Annotated in this window: 3 protein-coding genes; all 3 read right to left on the bottom strand. The window is 63.8% G+C overall.

From position 1 onward, the window contains the following. Positions 1–83 precede the first annotated feature (83 nt). From AC0L2O_RS35980 to AC0L2O_RS35990, 3 genes are read right to left on the bottom strand one after another with little or no spacing between them, the layout of a single operon-like run. On the bottom strand, positions 84–1085 hold the full coding sequence (locus AC0L2O_RS35980) for a tyrosine-type recombinase/integrase (RefSeq protein ID WP_473373094.1): 1002 nt from the start codon (positions 1083–1085) through the stop codon (positions 84–86). Beyond that, positions 1082–2008, bottom strand: a complete 927-nt coding sequence (locus tag AC0L2O_RS35985) for a tyrosine-type recombinase/integrase (protein ID WP_473373095.1) — start codon at positions 2006–2008, stop codon at positions 1082–1084. Before AC0L2O_RS35985 ends, AC0L2O_RS35980 begins: the two co-directional genes overlap by 4 nt. Next, positions 2005–3246: a tyrosine-type recombinase/integrase gene (locus AC0L2O_RS35990; protein WP_473373096.1), complete on the bottom strand. Its 1242-nt coding sequence runs from the start codon at positions 3244–3246 to the stop codon at positions 2005–2007. The genes AC0L2O_RS35985 and AC0L2O_RS35990 overlap by 4 nt, the downstream gene beginning before the upstream one ends. Positions 3247–3400 lie beyond the last annotated feature (154 nt).

Consider the following 3400-nt stretch of genomic DNA (forward strand, 5'->3'; position numbering starts at 1 on the left):
TTTGGTATGGCACGCCGTTGTCACGCTGGTACGCGTCGATGGCGTGCACGGCAGCCCCATTCCATTCGGCATAGTTTGGTCGTTCAGAGCGCCTCCAGAAAGGCGAGCAGGCGGTCGTTCGGCTGGAACCGGGTTCGCTTGCCGCGCTCGTACGGCTTGAGCTTCGCCAGGGCAGCTTCCTTGAGGACGAGGTGGGCGTGCAGGTACGTCTGCGTCGTCTCGACCGATTCATGACCGAGCCACAGCGCGATCACGGAGCAGTCGACGCCGGCTTGCAGCAGCTCCATCGCAGCGCTGTGCCTCAGCACGTGCGGTGACACGCTCTTGACCTTCAAAGACGGGCAACTCCTGTGAGCGACACGAACATGCTTTCCCAGGAGCGACTGGACGCTGTCGGCACTGAGCCGGCCCCCGTGCACGTTGGGGAACAACGCTGTTGCTCCTTTCCGTAACGGTTCCTTGAGCCATGCCTGGAGCGCACACCGAGCGAGTGTGGTCAGCGGAGTGGTCCGCTCCTTCCGCCCTTTACCGACGCATCGTACGTGTGCGCCAGACCCGAGGTGGACGGCATCCCGGTCAAGGCCAGTCAGCTCGGAGAGGCGTAAGCCCGTCTGGGCCGCGACCAGCAGCAAGGTGTGATCGCGGCGGCCAAGCCACGTCGTTCGATCGGGCGCGGCGAGAACCGCCTCGATCTCGGGGCGCGTCAGGAAGTGCACCTGTCGCTTATCGTGGCGCTTGCTCGGTATGGCGAGCACGCGCTGGATCAGCGCACTGTGTGCCGGCTCCTCGAAGGACACGAACCTGAAGAAGGATCGGATAGCAGTCAGACGCAGGTTACGCGTCTTCGCGCTCGCGCCGCGCTTTACCTCGAGATCGGTTAGGAACGCGCCGATGAACGTTGCGTCCAAATCGGTGAGCGTCAGGGCCGATGGGGGCTTCCGCAGCTGCACCTGTGCGAACATGAACAGCAGCCGGAACGTGTCCCTGTAGGAGGCGATCGTGTTGCCGCTAACATTGCGCTGGCGCATGAGGCGCTCGGTGAAGAAGCGCTCGATCAACGTGGCGACATTGCAGGCGGGCTTCATGGCGTCACCTCCCACCGCCGATCGAGACGCCGCGCCGCTTCTTCCATCAACTCGGGGCAGGCCGAGAGATACCAGTAGGTATCACGGACGCAGGCGTGGCCGAGGTAGGTGGAGAGCACTGGGAGTTGCTGCTCGACGTCCTTGCCTTCGCGATACCAGTCGAGCAGTGTCCGGATGGCGAAGCGATGACGGAAGTCGTGCACGCGTGGCCCGGTGCGATCACCTGGGCGCCGCAGCCCGATCTCTCGGGACAATCGCCAGAAGACGCGATGAACGTACTGGTGCAGCAAGCGGCCTCCCTGTTCGGCAACGAAGAAGGTCGAGCCGCGGCGTGATCCGAGCATCGCGTCGCGCCGGTGGGCGTAGTCGCGCAACGCGGTTCTCGTCGTCGGATGCAATGGCACGAGCCGCGACTTGCCGAACTTGGTCAGCCGGACCGTCAGCACGCCGGCGTCGAGGTCGACGTCATCACGCTCCAGGCCCATCGCCTCGGATATACGCATGCCCGTCACCGCGATCAGCCCGAACAGGGTATGGTAGGTCCATCGGCGCAGCCCGCCCGCTGGCGGCAGAGCCAGCGCTGCCGTCAGCAACGCATCGATCTCCGCGTCGCTGTAGACATAGGGCTTGGCGCGCTTCCATCCGGGCAGCATGCCGACGGGCGGTACCTCCGTTCTCGGATCGAAGTTGGCGACATGGCGCGCGAACCCGCGCACGTCGCTCAATCGCAGCGCCCAGGATGCATGACGATCGGGCGGCAGCGTTGCCCATTCCATTGCCAGCTTCGTCGTGATGATCCTGGCTTTGCGCTTCTCCATGAAGGCGACGAAGTCGGCGAGCCGACGGGTCTGGTGCTCGTACTTGTATCCAAACCCCTTGCGCATGCTCAGGTACTTATCGAGTGCGGCGCGCAGATTGGTCATTGCACGCCTCCCGGCCAGGGCAGGCTCAATGTTCTCAACGCATCGATATCGACCTTCGCGTAAATCCGGGTAGTGTCGTGGTTCTCGTGCCGCAGCAACTGTCCGATCTCCGACAAGGTCGCGCCAGATCGGAGAAGCTCGGTAGCGAGACTGTGTCGGAAGATATGGGCGCCGCGGTGTGCGCAACCTTCGATTCCAACGCGATCGAGGGCGGCCTTGGCGATCATGGTGATCGCACATCCGGAAGCAAACCCGATGTGCGGCGCGAGTGTGCGGACGAACAACCGTCGGCACGACGACTTTGGGCGGCCACTGCGCAGATATGCAACGATGGCCGCGCCAATGTCTGGCGGTATCGGCATCCGTGCACGCTGTCGGCCCTTGGCGCGAACGAGTATCTCGCTGGCGCGCCAGTCGATATCATCGAGCGTGAGCGTCGCGACCTCGTCGGCCCGCAGGCCGAGCTTGGCCAGCAACAACAGAATGGCGTAGTCGCGCCGTCCCATCACCGTTTTTCGGTCGCAACCGTCGAGAGCCTTCCGCACCTGTGCGGCAGGCAGATAGGTCGGCAGAGTTGCGAGCTTCCATCGCCGCATCGATGGAACGCAATCCGCCAACGGGCGCGCGTTCAGCCCCCGATGGTGGAGGTAACGGAGAAAGGCGCGCAACGACCAGCACATCGCCTTGCCTGTTCCCGGGCTCCAATCCTGGGCGTGGCGCTCAATGTAGCGGATCACGTCCTCTTGGTTGATCTTGCACAGGGCGGCGGCGCCGCCGGAGCACACCTCGTGCAGGAACCTGCGGATGACCGGGAGATGGCGGACGATGGACCTCGGGGCCAAGCCGCGCTCTGATCGCAGGTAGGCATCGAACTCCTTGAAGATCCGTTCGTGCGGGGTGAGAGGCGGCAGCACCAACGGCGCGATCGCGCCTTCCTCGCGCAGCACCGACAGCCATCGCTTGAGCGCGGCCCGGTCACCGGGTTGGATAGACTGCCTCCGGCCTCGATGTCGGAGGTACCGCTCAACGACCTGCTCATCGAGATCGCCCAGCTTATAGCGACGGCTTGCGATCCAACTCAGGAGCCCGCCAACCACGTTGAGGCAACGCCACGCGCCGTGCAGAACGAGCCTCTCTTCGACGAGACGAGCGGCGTAGCGCTCGACGAGCTGTCCATGCGGCCCGCTTCTGAGACGCCGGTACAGCCGGCTTCTGCCCAAGTACTCTTCAACTTCCATCTTCCTGTTCTCCGCTGTTGAAAGCGGAGGCACAGAACGAACTATGCCGAACCGACCAAACGCCGGTCAGCGAGAAATCTGGGGAAAACGATCCGACTCGGCATAGTTCGGCGGGCGGCATAAACCTGTAAGCTCAATGGCGTCAGTGCCGAGC

It is taken from the genome of Bradyrhizobium sp. Kon10, from assembly GCF_055807395.1.

Bases quoted from the DNA above. Each gene is read 5' to 3' on its own strand.
- AC0L2O_RS35980 (WP_473373094.1), bottom strand. From the start codon at position 1,085: ATGAAGCCCGCCTGCAATGTCGCCACGTTGATCGAGCGCTTCTTCACC.
- AC0L2O_RS35985 (WP_473373095.1), bottom strand. From the start codon at position 2,008: ATGACCAATCTGCGCGCCGCACTCGATAAGTACCTGAGCATGCGCAAG.
- AC0L2O_RS35990 (WP_473373096.1), bottom strand. From the start codon at position 3,246: ATGGAAGTTGAAGAGTACTTGGGCAGAAGCCGGCTGTACCGGCGTCTC.